This is a genomic window from Micromonospora sp. NPDC049171 (genome assembly GCF_040648275.1).
GTDB lineage: Bacteria > Actinomycetota > Actinomycetes > Mycobacteriales > Micromonosporaceae > Micromonospora.
On sequence record NZ_JBEZDJ010000044.1, the window covers coordinates 1 to 15,246 of the forward strand.

The 15,246-nt window shown below is 69.7% G+C and carries 14 protein-coding genes and 1 pseudogene; 6 read left to right on the forward strand and 9 right to left on the reverse strand.

Annotation, left to right across the window (positions count from 1 at the left end):
- Together AB0B14_RS34885 and AB0B14_RS34890 are read right to left on the reverse strand one after the other, a co-directional pair.
- Positions 1-1,447: non-reducing end alpha-L-arabinofuranosidase family hydrolase (locus AB0B14_RS34885; protein WP_357526336.1), on the reverse strand; the 1,447-nt coding region annotated here is incomplete at its 3' end.
- A 427-nt stretch (positions 1,448-1,874) separates the two neighbouring features.
- Entirely contained in the window at positions 1,875-2,489 is a 615-nt protein-coding gene (locus tag AB0B14_RS34890; RefSeq protein WP_357526338.1) for a DUF3455 domain-containing protein, read from the reverse strand.
- 451 nt (positions 2,490-2,940) lie between these two features.
- Here AB0B14_RS34890 and AB0B14_RS34895 point away from each other — a divergent pair, with 451 nt between their 5' ends.
- Positions 2,941-3,336, forward strand: a complete 396-nt coding sequence (locus tag AB0B14_RS34895; protein ID WP_357526340.1) for an NUDIX domain-containing protein — start codon at positions 2,941-2,943, stop codon at positions 3,334-3,336.
- Positions 3,337-3,448: 112 nt separating this feature from the next.
- Here AB0B14_RS34895 and AB0B14_RS34900 read toward each other — a convergent pair whose 3' ends face one another.
- Complete coding sequence (locus AB0B14_RS34900; RefSeq protein WP_357526342.1) at positions 3,449-5,056, reverse strand: serine/threonine-protein kinase; 1,608 nt, start codon at positions 5,054-5,056, stop codon at positions 3,449-3,451.
- Between the two features lie 247 nt (positions 5,057-5,303).
- On the opposite strand from AB0B14_RS34900, the gene AB0B14_RS34905 reads away from it, so the two are divergent.
- The gene (locus AB0B14_RS34905) at positions 5,304-5,969 is read left to right on the forward strand and encodes an alpha/beta hydrolase family protein (RefSeq protein ID WP_357065705.1); all 666 of its coding nucleotides are present in this window, start codon (positions 5,304-5,306) and stop codon (positions 5,967-5,969) included.
- A 240-nt stretch (positions 5,970-6,209) separates the two neighbouring features.
- Positions 6,210-6,674 carry a hypothetical protein gene (locus tag AB0B14_RS34910; protein ID WP_357065708.1) on the forward strand — a complete coding sequence of 155 codons (465 nt, stop codon included), beginning with the start codon at positions 6,210-6,212 and terminating at the stop codon, positions 6,672-6,674.
- Between the two features lie 23 nt (positions 6,675-6,697).
- On the opposite strand, the gene AB0B14_RS34915 is transcribed toward AB0B14_RS34910, so the two are convergent.
- Positions 6,698-7,912: an ABC transporter permease gene (locus AB0B14_RS34915; protein WP_357065711.1), complete on the reverse strand. Its 1,215-nt coding sequence runs from the start codon at positions 7,910-7,912 to the stop codon at positions 6,698-6,700.
- On the reverse strand, positions 7,909-9,102 hold the full coding sequence (locus AB0B14_RS34920; protein WP_357526344.1) for a peptidoglycan-binding domain-containing protein: 1,194 nt from the start codon (positions 9,100-9,102) through the stop codon (positions 7,909-7,911). The genes AB0B14_RS34915 and AB0B14_RS34920 overlap by 4 nt, the downstream gene beginning before the upstream one ends.
- 97 nt (positions 9,103-9,199) lie before the next feature.
- Here AB0B14_RS34920 and AB0B14_RS34925 point away from each other — a divergent pair, with 97 nt between their 5' ends.
- Complete coding sequence (locus AB0B14_RS34925; protein ID WP_357065716.1) at positions 9,200-9,889, forward strand: response regulator transcription factor; 690 nt, start codon at positions 9,200-9,202, stop codon at positions 9,887-9,889.
- Positions 9,889-11,688, forward strand: a complete 1,800-nt coding sequence (locus AB0B14_RS34930) for a HAMP domain-containing sensor histidine kinase (protein ID WP_357065719.1) — start codon at positions 9,889-9,891, stop codon at positions 11,686-11,688. Before AB0B14_RS34925 ends, AB0B14_RS34930 begins: the two co-directional genes overlap by 1 nt.
- 297 nt (positions 11,689-11,985) lie before the next feature.
- On the opposite strand, the pseudogene AB0B14_RS34935 reads toward AB0B14_RS34930, so the two are convergent.
- The 4 genes and pseudogenes from AB0B14_RS34935 to AB0B14_RS34950 all read right to left on the reverse strand — a co-directional run.
- Positions 11,986-12,405: pseudogene (locus AB0B14_RS34935) on the reverse strand (class I SAM-dependent methyltransferase); the annotation flags it as partial.
- Positions 12,406-12,427: 22 nt separating this feature from the next.
- The gene (locus AB0B14_RS34940; RefSeq protein ID WP_357526346.1) at positions 12,428-13,252 is read right to left on the reverse strand and encodes an ABC transporter permease; all 825 of its coding nucleotides are present in this window, start codon (positions 13,250-13,252) and stop codon (positions 12,428-12,430) included.
- Complete coding sequence (locus AB0B14_RS34945; RefSeq protein ID WP_357526348.1) at positions 13,249-14,244, reverse strand: ATP-binding cassette domain-containing protein; 996 nt, start codon at positions 14,242-14,244, stop codon at positions 13,249-13,251. The genes AB0B14_RS34940 and AB0B14_RS34945 overlap by 4 nt, the downstream gene beginning before the upstream one ends.
- Complete coding sequence (locus AB0B14_RS34950; protein WP_357065729.1) at positions 14,241-14,543, reverse strand: hypothetical protein; 303 nt, start codon at positions 14,541-14,543, stop codon at positions 14,241-14,243. Before AB0B14_RS34950 ends, AB0B14_RS34945 begins: the two co-directional genes overlap by 4 nt.
- 60 nt (positions 14,544-14,603) lie before the next feature.
- On the opposite strand from AB0B14_RS34950, the gene AB0B14_RS34955 reads away from it, so the two are divergent.
- The gene (locus AB0B14_RS34955) at positions 14,604-15,233 is read left to right on the forward strand and encodes a TetR/AcrR family transcriptional regulator (protein WP_357526350.1); all 630 of its coding nucleotides are present in this window, start codon (positions 14,604-14,606) and stop codon (positions 15,231-15,233) included.
- The last annotated feature ends 13 nt before the right edge of the window (positions 15,234-15,246 follow it).

Sequence of the window (15,246 nt, forward strand, 5' to 3'; positions counted from 1 at the left end):
TGCAGGCGTCGACAGTCATGGTCTGGTCGGCGCTGGTGCGCAGCAGCTCACCGTGGCTGATGTCGTTGGTCCAGGTGGCACCACTGTTGACCTTGGCGGCGAACGGGTTGCTCTGGCTCGCGGCCTGCGGCGTCCACGTACCGTTCAGGCTGGTGGCCGTGAACGAGCGGAAGTAGCGGCCGGTCGAACCGATCGCCTCGACGATCATGAGGTACTTGTTCAGACCCTGCAGCTTGTAGACCTGCGGAGCCTCGAACAGGTTGTTCTGCGTGTCACTCATGATGGTCGTGTAGCTGCTGCCGAAGTTACCGGGGAAGTTCCCGATCGGCATGCTGGTCCGGTAGATCTTGCCGTTGTCGCCGGCGAAGAACAGGTACATGGTCGTGTCGTCGGCGATGACCGTCTGGTCGATCGGCCCCGTACCCGAACCGGTGATGCTCCCGGTGAACATCGGCTGCGCCGCCGACCAGCCGTTCGGGTTGGTCGGGTTGGTCGAGGTGCGGTAGTGGAACGCCGCCCCGGCCCCCCACTGGTAGGTCAGCACCCAGATGTTCTTCGGCGCGAAGTAGAACAACGACGGCGCGACGGTCCCCGAGTTCATCCCGGTCTGGGTGGCCGAGGCCATCTGCGACCAGTTCGAGAAGAGGCTGAAGTTCATCGAACCCCAGCTGTCGCCGAAGTCGTGCGTGGTGGCGTAGACCAGCTGCTGGCCGTTGAACGGGGCCACGGTGAAGTCCTTGAGCGACACCCAACCCGACTTCGGAGTCGCCAACACGCCACTCGACGACCAGCGGTACGTCGAGGGAAGGTCGCACACGCCACCCGGCGGGGGCGACGTCGGCGGCGGCGTGGTGGGGTTGCTCCCACCGTCGACGCGGACGAGCTGCCACTGCTGGTTGGTGCCGTTCCAGTCGGCGTACTGCACGATGTTGCCGCCGTCGGCGGTCGAGGCGCCCTGCACCTCCATCACCTTGTTGCTGTTGCGGTTGATCAGCCGGACGTAGCCGCTGTCCGAGTCGGCCAACCGGAACTGCTGGTTGGTGCCGTTGTTGTCGCTCCACTGCACGATCGGCCCGCCGTCGGCGGTCGAGCGGCCGGAGACGTCCAGCACCTTGCCGGACAGCCGCGACTTCACCCGGTAGTAGCCACCGCCGGAGTCGACGAACTGCCACTGCTGCTGGTTGCCGTTGTTGCGGGTCCACTGGGTGATCCGGGCACCGTCGTTCGTGGCCAGGTTGTACACGTCCAGGGCCTTGTTGCTGTTGCGGTTGATCAGCACGTACCACGCGCTCGTGTCGACCGTCGCTGCGGCAGCGGGCGACGATACCACCGCTACTGCGGCAGCGCCGACCAGCATCGCCGCCGCGCCAGCGGCGATAATGCGGGGCAACCACCAACGCCGCCGCGTCGGCGGCGCGATCGATGGAGACCTATCGAGGGCAGACATGATCCTCCTTCAGTGACCAAAGCCAAACGGCCTGCCCGAGATGGGCGCACCGCGACACGTGCCCGGGTGCATGCGTCGAGGAAGTTAGCGCTAACAAGACACCTGCACACCCTGACGCACGCCTGGTTCGAGGTCGACGAAGCAGGCTTGCCCGGCAAGCCGAAGGTGTCGTCGTCCTTAGCCATCGACTGTGAGCGATAACATGTCGTTCGTCAAGACGTAACGTGCTGGGAACATCAGGCGGTGGCGCGCCGCGACCCAGGGCGCGATGACTTCGCACTGATCAACCACAGACCGCCACCCAACCCGTCGGAGCAGGACTGCGGCCGGCCCGTTGAAGACCACCGATCGTTTACGTTAACATCGATGGCCACCCATGAGGCACGATCCCTGGCTCACCACGTTCGGCGGCATCGGGACGCGGCCGTCAGCGCTTCGCTGCCCAGAAGACGTAGACCGCCCCGTACGGCACGGCCGCCGTCGCGCCGTCGACACAGGCGCCGGCCGGGGCGACGCCACCCGAGGTCAACAGACGGCTGATGTACGCGACGTTGCCGAGAATGCCGGTGCCGCTGTGGGTGTCCACGGTCAACAGCAGCTCGGGGATCGTCCCCGGCCGCGGGCTCTCCGCGGTCTTCTTCGCCGTGATCAGTGAGCCGTCCCGCTCGGACTGCCAACTCGGGCCCCCGAAGTGGTGGACCCGGCCGCCCGTGCCGAGGAGCTGAGCCTCCGGCACGGACGCGCCGGTGAACACACCGCCGGCACACGTGTAGGTCTGCGTTCCGCGCGTGACGACGTACGCGCCGACGGGGCGCGCCCCCGCCGGCGGCTTGATCGCCGAGGCGATGCGCGGGATGTCGACCCGGCGTGCGTCGGCGCCCACGGCTGCCGGCGCGGCCACGGCTGCCGGCGCGGCCACGGCTGCCGGCGCGGCCACCTCGGTGGCGGACGCTTGGTGGGTCACCGCGCCGATCGCCGCCACGACACCGGCCATGCTGATGACCGCGAGGGCCCGGACCCGAGAGTGAGACGTGCTGAGCATGCGATTCCTCCGCTCCAAGGGGCGCATCCGCACCCACTTTCCTTATGCACGGACAGAATGCGCAGACCGATCAATGTTTCGCCGAATTTTGCACGGACGGGTAGGCGCCGGCCCCGACCGTCCTCGCCGGACCCGACGTCGTTCGTTTCCGTCTCGCAGCGCGCCGACCACGATTACCGTCGCTTCGACCTGGGCAGGGTCCGGTGTGCGCCGCATTGGTGAATCGGAGTTCCGGGTCGGCTCTGTCCACGACCCGATCGCCCGGCTGGAACGATGCGGCGTCTACGCTGGGGCCTGCGGGAGTTTCCCCAGCCGAGCGCCATCGTGGCCTGCTCGGTCACTGGGCCGCACTGTGCGCGGAATTCGCCACCGAGCTGGCACTGATCCAGCAATGCTGTGCCCACCGCGACCGCATCAAGTCAATGGTCGACCACATGGGCGAGAGGTGAGAATGCAGGTCATCGACAAACTCGCGTGGGTGCACGTGATAGAGGGCAAGATCCTGAGCACCAGGTCGTACGGCAAAGATGCCTGGTACATTCCGGGCGGCAAGCGGGAAGCGGGCGAGACGGACCACGAGGCCCTCAAGCGCGAAATCCGAGAAGAGCTCTGCGTCGAGCTGATCAGCGAATCCATCGAGCCGATGAAGGTCTTCGAGGCCCAGGCGCACGGAAAGTCCGAGGGCGTCATCGTCCGGATGACCTGCTATCGCGCCGATTACCAGGGTGACCTCACGCCGGGTTCGGAGATCGAGGAGATGTCCTGGCTCGACTACTCCGACAGGGAGAAGTCATCCCCAGTGGACGGGCTGATCTTCGACTGGCTGCGTGACCGCGGCGAACTATAGATCACTGCGGCCGGGCCGCACCGGCCGACGGCCCATTCGGTGCCGGATTTCCACGGCCGGCAATGGCGGAATGCGACGCCGACTCTCGGCGACGGTCGGGTCTTCCCAGTCGTCAGACCGCGCCCCGGTCGACCATGCTGAAGGTGGTGTCGAGCGGGGCGTCACCGAGAAACTCGACGTAGATCACCTTTCTCGTCGGGCTCCACTGCACCGGGCCGTACTCCTCGTTGACGAGGGCGTAGGAGGTGCGCCCCTTGTCGTCCCTGCCCTCGCGGGTTATCGAGAACAGGGTGGCCTTGGTCGGCCGGCAGTCGGCTCCCACGAGCGACTTTTCCCCCTCGCCGTCTCTCTTGACGCCGAGGCACGGTCGGTGGGCGATCTCCGGGTTCACCGACTTGATCATGAAGTCGACACCGACCGGTTCGAGCACGAAGAGCGCCTCCTTGCCGGTCCCGTCGCCGACCTCAAGCTCGCCGTGCGACGGCAGCGACAGGTCGCGGTCGATCTCCACCACGTGCAGCAGGATTCGCCGCTGCCCGGCAAGGATGGCCTGGGTGGGGTCGGCGGCGGCCGACGGTGACCCGGTCGACGGGGCCGCCGCCGGCGTGGACGCGGCGGCCGACGCACCGCCGGCTGCCGGGCTCCCCGCCGCCGTCGAACCGGTCGGGCCTGGTTTGGCCTGGTCGTCCAGCAGTTTCGGGCCGAACACGAAGGCCGGCACCAGCACCGCGACCACCGCGGCGACCGACCCCAGAGCGATGAGCCAGCCACGCCGTCCCGAGCCCGCGCCTCCGGCCGACGGCGTCGACCGCTGCCCCTGGTCAGCACCACCGCCAGCGCTCGCCGCGCGCACCGTCGACATCTCCGCCAAACGTTGGGCCGCCCCGGCGGCACCCCCCTGATTCGCCACGGTCAACAGTCCGTCGAGCAGTTCCCGGGCGGTGGGCCGGGCAGCGGGGTCCTTCTCCAGGGCCCGGGAGACCAACTCCCGCAACGCACCGCCGAGGCCGGCCAGGTCCGGCGGTTGCGTGAGGATCCGCATCGCGGTGGCGGTAGGCGAGTCGCCCCCGAACGGGTTGCGGCCGGTCGCGGCGTGAGCGACAAGGGCACCCCAGGCGAAGATGTCCGCCGGCGGGCCCACCGGGTGGCCGGACGTCGCGTCGAACCGCTCCGGGGCCATGTACGAGACGGTCCCGACCACCTGGTTGGTCCGGGTGTGCTGGCTCGTGGCCTCGAACGCTCGGGCGATGCCGAAGTCGATGACCTTGATCCCGCCCGGTGCGACCAGGACGTTTGCCGGCTTCAAATCCCGGTGGATCACCCCGGCGCCATGGATGGCGGTGAGCGCGGTAGCCACCCCGACCGCGATGCTGTGCACCTGCGCGGCCCCCAGCGGCCCCTGCTCCCGGATCACCTGGGCCAGGCTGGGGCCCTCGACGTACTCCACCACCAGGTACGGCGGGTTGTGGTCCGGGTCGGCGTCCAGGACCTCGGCAGTGCAGAACGGTGGCACCTGGCGGGCGCGGTTCACCTCGCTGCGAAACCGACCACGAAACTCCTCGTCATGCGAGAACTCCGGACGGACGACCTTGACCGCCACCCGCCGTCCCTGCGGCGACCGGGCCAGGAAGACGGTGCCCATGCCCCCGTCGCCGAGCCGGTCAAGCACGTCGTACCCACCGAGGCGGGTCGGGTCCCCGCGACGCAAGCCGTCGCTCACGTCGATTGCCCGCAGACCGTGACCGCCGCGCGAGCTGTTCCGCCTATCACCCGTACCCCTTAGGTCACTCGGACGCCGCCCGCAGCCTATCGCCCACCCACCAAACCCCGTCGATGCCGTCCACCCACGCCAGGTGCGGCGAAACTATCCTCGGGCCGTGGTTCCGCGCCGCGGAGGACGCCGGACCGAGCCACCTGGCATCGATGCGGCGTACCTCGATGCCGCAGCTCAAGAGAAGGAGAACCCCATGGCGACGTTCGTCCTCGTGCCCGGCGGGTGGAAGGGCTCCTGGGCGTTCGAGGCGGTGGTTCCGCTGCTGGAGCGGGCTGGTCACACCGTGCACGCCCTGACCCTGACCGGTCTGCGGCCCGACGACGACAACGCGACGGTCGCGACCGCCAACCTCGACACGCACGCCGACGACGTGTTGCGACACCTCGATCGCGCCCACATCACCAGCGCGACGCTCGTCGGCCACAGCTACGCCGGGATGGTGATCGCCGCCGCGGCGGACCGCGCTGACGGCCGGGTCTCACGACTGGTGCATCTCGACGCCTACGTACCGCTCGACGGCGAGTCGTGCTGGTCGGCGACGAGCGAGCACTTCCGGGAAGTCTTCGCGGCCGGCGCCGCGGCCACCGGCTACGCGGTCCGCCCACCCGAGGGCGGTGATCCCCGGCGCCGCCCCCACCCTCTCGCCTCGTTCCTGCAAACGATCCGGCTCACCGGCGCTGTCGCCGAGGTCCCGAGACGCGAGTTCGTCTACTGCTCCGGCTGGGACCGGACGCCCTTCGCTGACCTCCGTGCTCGACTCAGCACTGATCCCGGTTGGCAGGTCCACGACCTGCCGACCGGCCACGACGCGATGCGCGAGGCCCCGGAGGCGGTCGCCGCGCTGCTGGTCGGCGCATGAACCACACCAGTCGTCCCGCTGCCCGTGGCCACCCACCGTGGTCCCCGGTCCCGAGGTTGACCACGGGTTTCCGGGCCTCACAGCTTTCTGACAACTCTTCGTGATCCTTGCTGCACGTTCACGCTCAGCAAGGGAGAAACAGTGACGGTGAGATCTGCGGGCCTCGGTCTGCTGACGTTTGTCGCAGTCCTCGGTCTCGGTGGCTGCTCCGGCGGGGAGCCTGAGGCGCGACCGCCTCAGGTGGCCACCGGCGCCAAGCCCTCGACCTCCGCCGCCGGGTCCGCATCCGCGTCGGCACCTGCCAAGGAACGCCCCCGGCAGCGCCTCGACGACACCGAAGCGGACTATCAGGCGCTCCTACAGCCGTACAAGAAGTGCATGAAGGCTCAGGGCATCACCGACGAGAAGGGGACGTCGGGATGGGCCAGCGGTGACGGCGCTCCGAAGGAGCAGCTCAGGGCGCAGAAAGCCTGCGAGACCTACTGGCCGTTGCCGCCCTGGGAGCTGGACTCGGCAAACCCGCAGGCCAAGGACTTCACGCGTGATGTGGTGAAGTGCCTGAAGGGCAAGGGGGTCAAGGAGGTCGAGGCCGCACCGGGCGGTGTCGGTGTCGCCGCTGGCGGCGCGGGCAACGACGCGGGCTCCATCTCGATGACCGGCGATCTGCTGGACGACTGCGAGCGCGAGGTCGCCGCGCAGAGTTAGGGCCTGTGCCGCCGGAGCGCTGGTCACGTGGTGGCCAGCGCTTCGGTCGGCGTCAGTCGGGCGGCACGCATCGACGGGTACACACCGGCGAGGACGCCGACCAGGACCGCGCCGGCCAGGCCGGCCACCGTCGAGGACAGCGGGACGACCACCGGCCACCCGTGGTAGGCGGCGTAGCCGGCCGCGGCGAGCACGCCCAGGGCGGTGCCCGCGATGCCGCCGAGGGTGGCCAGTGCCACCGATTCGGTGAGGAACTGGCCGCGGATCTGACCACGGGTGGCGCCCAGCGCCCGGCGTAGGCCGATCTCCGAGCGACGTTCCAGCACCGAGATGACCATGGTGTTGGCCACGCCGATCCCGCCGACCAGCAGCGCCACCGCGGCCAGGCCCAGAAAGAGCGCCGAGAACGCGTTCTCGGTGGCGCGTTTCGCGGCGAGTGCGTCCGACGGGCGACTGACCTGCACCTGCCCGGGTTGCTCGGGATGGATCGTCTCCGGCAGGACGGCACGTACCGCTTCCAGCGACGCCTCCCACGACTGGATGTAGAGGACCGTGGGGTGGCCGTCGAAGCTGAGAAATTCACCGGCGGCCGGCCAGCCGACAAGCACGGACCTGTCGATGTCCGGCAGCAGCGGGGTGGCGGCCAGGATGCCGACCACGGTGAACCAGGTACGGCCGATCATCACCTGCGGACCCGGTCCACCCCGGGGCACGTCGGGAATTCCGAGGCGGGCCGCAGCCACCGAGCCGAGCACCACGGTCGGGAACTTCTCGGTGACCGTGGTCAGCCACTGCCCGATCTGGACCCGGGCGTTGATGGCGGGCAGCAGATCGAGGCGGGCGGCGAGGACGGTCAGCCCGGAGCCGTCCCGCGGATCGGTGCGATCGGAGCGACGTACCAGCGTGTGGGTGTTGGCGACCGCACTGACCCGGGTGACCGGGCCGATCCGGGCGACCATGCCCACCGACTCCTTCGGCAGCAACACCGGCGGGTCCTGGTTGGGGGTGCCCACGGCCTGCAGCGTGTTCGTGCCCAGGGCGGAGAGTTCCCGCATCAGGGCCGCCTGGCTGGAGGCCGGAATGGCGGTGACGATGATCATCGTGGCGATGCCGATGGAGATGCCCAGCGCCGACAACGCCGCCCGCGTCTTGCGGGTACGCAGCCCGAGCAGGCCCAGGCCGAGCAGGTCCAGGGGTGTCAGACGTACGGCGTCTCCGCGCATCCCGGCCGTTCTCATGAGGTGGTCACCACGTTCGTCCCCTCGGTGAGGCCCTCGCCGGTGATCTCGACGAGCCCCTTCGCGAACATGCCCGTCTCGACCGCGACCAGGGTGCCGCCGGCGACCTGAACGGCGTACCCGCCCTCGCTGAGCGCGACAAGCGCACCGACCGGCACCGCCAACACCCCCTCGCGGGTCTCGCCCACGAAGTCGACAGGCACCTCCGCGGAGTCCAGGCGGGCGATCTTTCCCGGGTCGTCGACCGTGACCGTGACGGTGAGCTTCGGCGGCGCCCCGTCCAAGCCGCCCTCCTCGACCTTCAGCGCGGTGCCGACGGCGGTGACCTTTCCCGTGGTGGCACCCTCCGGCAGGGCGACGGTGACCGTGTCACCCCGGTTGATCGTGGCGGCCCGGGCCGCCTCGACCGGCACGGTGATCACCTTCGCGGTCGGCGTGACCGCCATCAGCGGGGCCTGGGCGGGATCACCGAGCTGCACGGCGAGCGAGTCGACGCGGATCGCGCCGGGCAGCACCAGGACGTCCCCGACGTCGATGCGGCCGGTGACCGGCAGTCGGTTGTCGCGTTGCCAGCGCCGGATCGCACTGGTCATCGCGGTGGTCAGTACGTCATCGTCCGCCCCGACGACGACCCGCCTGGTCGTGGGCGGCAGGGCCGCCGAGGTGCTCGGGGAGGTGGACGGCCGCGACGCAGGCTCGCCACCCGCCGCGGGGGCCGGCTGCGGGTCCGCGTCGGTGACGACGATCGATGCGCCGGTACGCGGCTGCGCACCGATCGCGTAACCCAGCGCCCGCAGGTTGGTGGCGACCAGCTGGACGTCGGGCCCGACGGTGTTGACCTCACCGAGTGTCCGGAACAGCGGCATCGCACCGTAGAACAGCGGCACCGCCCGGTTGTTCACGCGGTAGAGCTGCTTGCCGCGCGTGATCGTCGTTCCCGGGGATGGCAGCCACGTCACGATGCCGTCCCGCACACCCTTGAGCGGTTGTGCGGTGCCGAAGCCAAGATCGCCGGGCAACGCCTCGGCGGTGGACAGGTCCGTCCTGACGATCGGTGTGGTGTCAACGGCGACCGGCTTGTCGTGGGGCGTCCTGGTCGCGGCTGGCCGTCCGGCCCACACCACCGCTGCGCCGGCCAGTCCGGCGACGGCCACGAGGGCAGCCAGCCAGGTCCGTACTGTCTTCGACATGGCGGCGATCATGGCCGCGCACTGTGAGGAACCTGTTAGGCCTCGGCCACGATTCGGGCGGCGAGATCCGCACCGCCCCCGTCCTATAGTCGGCCGCATGTGCGCATACGTGCTGGTCGCGGAGGACGACGATCGCCAGGCCGAGGTGCTGCGCCGGTATCTCCAGGCCGACGGGCACCACACGGTCGTGGTGCACGACGGGCGGTCCGCGCTCGACCAGGTTCGAGCCCGGCAACCGGAGTTGGTGGTGCTGGACGTCATGATGCCGCACCTCGACGGCCTCGACGTGTGCCGCATCCTGCGCGGCGAATCCGAGGTGCCGGTGCTGATGCTCACCGCCCGCTCCAGCGAGGACGACCTGATCCTGGGTCTTGAGCTCGGCGCCGACGACTACCTCACCAAGCCCTACAGTCCTCGTGAGCTGACGGCCCGGGTCCGGACCCTGCTGCGCCGGGCCCGGCGTGCCCCGAACCCGGCGGGGATACGCCGGGTGGGCCGCCTCAGCATCGATCCGCATCGCCATGAGGTGACCGCCGGTGGGGTACGGGTCGACTGCACCCCCGGTGAGTTCGCCCTTCTCGCCGCCATGGCCGAGCAACCCGATCGGGTCTTCACCCGCGGCCAACTCCTGGAACACACGAGCGGCCTGGACCGCGACTCCACGGAACGGACCATCGACGTGCACGTGATGAATCTGCGTCGCAAGATCGAAGCCAATCCGCGGCGCCCGGCCCAACTGCTCACCGTGTACGGGATCGGCTACAAGCTGACCAGCGGCCCGACCTGATGCGTGCCCACCGCGTACCCCTGCGCCGGAGCCTGATCGTCCGGCTGCTGGCCACCTCGATCCTGGTGGCGGTCTGCGCCACCGTGACCACCGCGTGGCTCGTGGTGCAGTCGACCACCCGGGCGGTCCGTCAGGAGCAGGGCCGGTCGCTGTCCGACGACACAAGCGTCTACGACGTGCTGCTCGGTTACGCCGCGACCCACACCGACTGGTCCGGGGTGGGGCCGATCGTCGACGAGCAGGCCCACAAACTCGGCCGCCGGATCACCCTGACCACCGAAGACCGGCAGGTCATCGCCGACTCGGCCGACGGGCCGTCGCTGGACACGGCCCGACCCTCGGCGACCGTGGACCCGTTGCGCCTCGATCCGAAACTGGCCGGCGGCACGCAGCGCATCGATCCCCGCGCGGTCGGTCCCTACCGGCTGAAGAGTGCCGAGCGACGGGAACTACGTGCCGCCGCGGACCGGCTGGCCTCCTGCCTGCGGGTCGAAGGGGTGCCCGCAGAGGTGGTCGAGACGGCGACGGGCCGGTCCGCGGTCCGCTGGCCGGACGGCGAACCACGGACAACCTCGCTGTCCTGCGGCAACGAGAAGACACTCGATGATCTGACCAGGACCGAACAGGTCGCCCTGTCCACGTTGAGAGACATGACCCTGGCCTGCCTGGGAGCCGATCCCGCGGAGGCGAAACTGGCCATCGAGACGGACTTCACGCCGACGTTCGGTGAGGTCGGCAAGCGCGGCAGCGTCACCCGTGGCCGCGAGGTCAACGCCTGCGTGCTGAAGTCGCGCCAGACCCAACTTCAACCGTATGTCGCCCCGCCCGCGCTGCTGTTCGTCACCGACCCGGCCAACGGCACGACACAGCCGACGTTCAACCTGTCCCGGCCCAACATCATCAGGATCGCCACGGTCACCGGCGCCGTCCTGCTGCTGGCAATCCTGGTCACGATCCTGGTCGGGGCCCGTCTGGTCCGCCCGCTGCGCACACTCACCGAGGCGGCCCGCCGACCGGTCCAGGACCAGGCCCGGGTGCCGGTCACCACCAACGACGAGATCGGCTACCTCGCCACCGCACTCAACGACCTGTCGCAGCGCCGGGAGCGTACCGAGCAGCAACGCAAGGCGATGGTCAGCGACGTCGCCCACGAGCTACGCACCCCGCTGACGAACATGCGCAGTTGGCTGGAGGCCGCGCAGGACGGCCTCGCCCCCGCCGACCCGCAACTGCTGGCCCTCCTGCTGGACGAGACCGTGCAACTGCAACACATCATCGACGACCTGCGTGATCTCGCGTCCGCGGACGCGGACACCCTGCGGATGCACCCCGAACCGGTCTACCTGAACGACGCACTCGGTCAGGTCGCCGACGCCCACCGTGGCTCCGCCGACACCGCCGGCGTACGTCTGCGCACCGAGGCGCAGGGCGACCCGGAGGTGGTCGTCGACCCGGTACGGCTGCGCCAACTCGTCGGCAACCTGGTGTCCAACGCCATCCGACACACTCCCGTCGGTGGCACCGTCACCATCGCCTCCCGGGTCACCGACGGCCAACTAACGGTCGAGGTCGCCGACACCGGCACTGGCATCGCCCCCGACGACACACCCAAGATCTTCGACCGGTTCTGGCGCGCGGACAGCTCCCGCGCCAGGAGCACCGGCGGCAGCGGACTGGGCCTGGCGATCGCCCGCAAACTCACCGAGGCGCACGGCGGCACGATCTCGGTCGACAGCACCCTCGGCGTCGGGTCGACCTTCACCGTCCGGATACCTGTCACGCAGCCCCTGACCGTGTGATCCTCGGCCGGTCACCGAGCCACCAGCCGTGGCTGTTCCCCAGGTCGCGACGTAGTGGATGCCCGTGGCCCGGATCCGATCGGCGTTGATGGCCACCTGTTCGTCGGCTTCGCTGACGGGGTGCAGGTCGGGGAAGAAGTACGGTGCGTGGGTGAGCAGCCTGGTGTGGAAGCGGGCCTGGAGCGCCTGGCTGATCGCGTCGCCGCGGTGCAGGCCCTCCCGCCCGGCCCAGCCTTCCAGGTAGTCGTGCCAGGGTTGCCCGGAGGTGCGCCACTGCTCGTGGTGGCTGTGCAGCCAGCCGCGCTCGCCGTTGTCGGGCAGCCGGTCGAAGCTCCAGCGTGCGGTCGCCTCGTCGAACCTCTCGTAGGCCCACTCGACGACGATGAGTACGCCGCCCGGCGTGAGCGCCGCGGCGGCCCGATCCAGGACCTCGTCCAGGTCGGTGACGTGGTGCAGCGAGGTACAGGCGACGAGCACGTCGACCGGCCCGCTCAGCTGGTGCTCTTCGAATTCCGTCCGGTGGTATCCGGGTCCGGACGGTGCCACCGGGTCCACGCCCACGGCGTCGAAGCCCTGCTCCCGCATGGCCGGGACGAAGCCACCTTCCGGGCCGCATCCGATCTCCAGCACGCGGGCCGGTGCCGGTGGCAGGTGGGCGCGCACGAACGGCCAGCGGGCGTCGAGCCAACGCTGCTTGGCGGTTGTCGTGTCGATCATCGGTTCGGTCCTCTCCTGATCGCTATCTGGTGTGCAGCAGGCGCACCGACAGCGGCCCGAAGATCGTCGTCAGCGCGGTGCAGGCGAGCAGGAGCCAGCCGACCTCGCCGCCGGGCGTGCCGCCGGACATGAGGTCCCGGGCGGCGGTCACCAGGTGGGTGACCGGGTTGACGTCGACGAACGCTTGCAGCCATCCGGGCAGGGTGGCCGGGTCGACGAAGATGTTGCTGAACAGCGACAGCGGGTACAGCAGCGCCTGGGTCAGGCCGAGCACAGCGCCGGGCGACCTCATGGCCAACGCCAGCGTGGTCCAGAGCCAGGACAGGCTGATGCTGAAGAGGACGACCAGGAGCACCGCGGCGGCCACGCCGAGGGCGTTGCCGTCCGGGCGGAACCCGAGCGCGAGGCCGAGCCCGATCACCACCGTGGAGGCGAGCAGGTATCGCACGGCGTCGCTGAGCATCGCGCCGATGAGCGGGGCGGCGGGCCGGATCGACAGCGTGCGGTACCTGTCGAACGCGCCGCTGGCGAGGTCGATGCTCAGCGCGGCGCCGGTGGTGCCGGTGGTCACCAGCAGTGTCATCACGAGGATTCCGGGGACCAGGTAGCCGGTGTACTCGCCGGTCGATCCGCCCACGGCGCCGCCGAACAGGTAGGTGAACATCACGGTGAACACGACCGGGTGCACGGCGATGTCGAAGATCTGGACGGGCGTACGCCTGATCTTGAGCAGGGCGCGGCGGCCGAACGCCAGGCTGGCCGTCGCTGTGTTGGGCCGGGCCGGCCGTGCGCGGGTGAGCACCGCACCGGACAGGCGGGCCTCGGTGACGGTGTCGATCGTGGTCATTCGGGATCTCCCGTCGGTCTGGTGTCCACACTGGTCGGGTTGCCGGTGATCGCGAGGAACACCTCGTCGAGGCTCGGCTGGCCGAGGGTGAACTCGGTGACCTCGATCTGCGCCCGGGACAGTTCGGCCAGCGCCTGTGCTGCGGACGCGGCGCCCGCAGGGCCCGCCTCCGGGAGTAGCGCGGTCAGGGCGACCGGGTCGGCGTCCAGCGCTACGCAGTCACCGAACGCCCGTGCCAGCACCTGTTCGGCGGCTGGCCGGACGCCAGGTTCGGCCAGTCGTACCCGAAGCGTGCCGCCACCGACCGCGGCCTTGAGTTGGCCGCTGGTGCCTTGGGCGACGAGCCTGCCGTGGTCGATGACGGCGATGCGGTCGGCGAGCCGGTCCGCCTCGTCGAGGTACTGGGTGGTCAACAGAACGGTGGTGCCTTCGGCGACGATGCCGCGGATCATGGTCCACACGTCGTTGCGGCTGCGTGGGTCCAGTCCGGTGGTGGGCTCGTCCAGGAACAGCAGGTCGGGTGTGATGATGAGGCCGGCGGCGATGTCCAGCCGGCGCCGCATGCCGCCCGAGTACGTCTTGACCAGCCGGTCAGCCGGTTCGGCCAGGGCGAACGCGGCCAGCAGCTCCTCAGCCCGGTTCGCCGCGGCCGCCCGGGAGTAACCGTGCAGCCGGCTGAGCAGGACAAGGTTCTCGCGGGCGGTGAGGCCGTCGTCGAGCGAGGCGTACTGTCCGGTCAAACTGATCCGGTCCCGTACGGCGGCGGCCTGGCGGACCACGTCGTGGCCAAACACCTGGGCGGTGCCCTCGTCCGGGCGCAGCAGCGTTGCCAGCATCCGGATGGTGGTCGTCTTGCCGGCGCCGTTGGGGCCCAGTACCGCATGTACCGTGCCGGCGGGGATGTTCAGGTCGATGCCGTCGACAGCGCGCGTGCCGCCGAACGTCTTGACCAGGCCGGTGGCTTCGACGGCGAGCGGGCTGGAACTGGTCATCGGGTCCAGCCGTCCTCGGCGACCAGCTCGCCCTGTTCCGCGGTGACATCGCGGGCGACGGCGAAGGCGGCGGCGGCCTCCGGCAGGTGCGGCGCGCCGGCCAGGGCCGCGCTCAGGATTTCCGGCGAGTCCCACCGCCACATGTCCACCCAGGTCCGCTCGTCGACGCGGATCAGCCTGGTCTCGGTCGGGCCGCCGTACTGCGCTCTGATCGCCGCGATGAGCTGGCCGCGCCGTTCCAGCACGAGGTCGGCCTCCGCTGCGTCGGCGGTGAACCGGGTGGTCCGGATGAGAGACATTGCTGCACCCCTTCTATAGAGCCCATTCTTAGAGTTGAGCTCTAGTGTTACAGTGCAGTCATGCCACTGGTCAAGAGCACCGGCAAAAAGGGCGAGAAGTCGCGGCAGACTCGGCGGCGCATCCTGCAGGCTGCGTACGAGCTGTTCGTCGATCAGGGCTACGGGGCCACCACGCTCCAGGGCATCGCGGAGCGGGCCGGTGTCGCGGTGCAGACCATCTACTTCGCGTTCGGCAACAAGCCGTCGCTGCTCAAGGAGCTGGTTGACGTCACCATCGCCGGTGACGACGAGCCGATTCCCACGATGCAGCGGGCCTGGTTCCGCGACGCTCTGGCGGCTGACACCGCCGAGGCGCAGTTGCGGGCACATGTGGCCGGCACCTGCGAGGTGCTTCAGCGGGTGGCACCGATCATGGATGTCCTACGCGCTGCCGGAGCACAGGACCCAAGCCTGGCCGGGATGTGGCAGCAGGACACCGATCCGCGCCTCGAAGTCCAGACCGCAGCCGCGCGCAGCCTCGTCGCCAAGCCCGGCGCCACGGCAGACCTGACCGTCGAACACGCCGCCGACCTGCTCTACGGCCTGCTGAGCCCGCAGCTGTACCTGCTGTTCATCCGCGACCGAGGCTGGACTCCAGACCGCTGGGAGCAGTGGGTATACGACACCCTGCACGCGCAGCTGTGCCGTTAGCGCAGGGTCGCCT